Genomic DNA, 1,266 nt, shown 5'->3' on the forward strand with positions numbered 1-1,266 from the left:
TGACCTGCCCCACCTCTCAGGTTCCAGTTTTGGTGGCTAACTGACAGCCCTTCACGGAAGGCTGGCAGTCATGCCTCGTCCCTATCCTCCGGAGTTCCGGGCGCGCGCCATCGCGCTGATCCGCGCCGGCAAGCAGGCCAAACAGACGGCGGTGGAGCTCGGCATCCATCCCGTCACGTTGTCGAAGTGGTTGCGGCAAGACGACATCGACAACGGGCGGCGACCGGGAACGCCGTCGAGCGAGTCTGCTGAGTTGCGGGCCGCTCGCCGGCGGATCCATGAGCTGGAAACCGAGTTGGCGATCGTCCGGCAGACGGCGAAGTTCCTCGGCGAGGACAAGCCGGCCCCAAAAGGCTCTACCCGGTGATCGACCGACTCGTCGATGCCGGGGCCCCGGTCAACAGGTGCTGCCGGATCCTTGGTGTCGCCCGGCAGAACTATTACAAGCACAAGCGCATACCGACGACTCCTCGGCAGCTACGGCGGGACTGGCTGACCGGGCTGATCCGAGAGGTTCACGTCGCTTCCCGCGGGACTTACGGCTACCGCCGCATCCACGCCGAGCTCACCCTGGGCATGGGCATCCGGGTCTGCGCCAGGACCGTGTCGGTGCTCATGACACAGGCCGGGATCCACGGCCTGCCCGGTCCGGTGCGCATCAAGCGCCTGCGGGGTGTCGTCACCGCCGAGGACCTGGTCAACCGGAAGTTCCATCGGCTGCGTCCCGACGAGCTGTGGGTCACCGACATCACGCAGCACCGCACCAGGGAAGGGTGGGTGTACTGCGCGGCAGTCCTGGATGCGTTCAGCCGCAGGATCGTGGGCTGGTCCATCGACTCACGGCAGGACTCCTCCCTCGTGGTCAACGCGCTGGACATGGCCATCCGCAACCGCCGCCCCCAGCCGGGCGGAATAGTGCACGCCGATCACGGCACCCAGTTCACCTCCTGGGTCTTCGGTGAACGGATCCGCTCCGCCGGCCTCCTGCCTTCGTTCGGCACCGTCGGTGACGGCCTGGACAACGCGATGATGGAGTCGTTCTGGTCCTCCATGCAGATCGAGCTGCTCAACCGCAAGCGCTGGAAGACCCGGGTCGAGCTGGCCAACGCGATCTTCGAGTACATCGAGATCTTCTACAACCGCCAGAGACGACATTCAGCACTGGGCTACCGCACCCCGATCGAGTACGAGCTACTCTCCGCACAAGACACCGTCCCCGCCGCCAGTTAGCCACCGCAGCTGGAACCCAAACTGTGGGGCAGGTCA

1 pseudogene is annotated in these 1,266 nt (G+C 65.6%); it reads left to right on the top strand.

The features are described from left to right. Positions 1–70: 70 nt before the first annotated feature. Positions 71–1,230 (top strand): annotated as a pseudogene (locus tag ACIP64_RS41470) (IS3 family transposase). The last annotated feature ends 36 nt before the right edge of the window (positions 1,231–1,266 follow it).

It is taken from the genome of Streptomyces sp. NPDC088733, from assembly GCF_044751185.1.
Classification (GTDB): Bacteria; Actinomycetota; Actinomycetes; order Streptomycetales; family Streptomycetaceae; genus Actinacidiphila.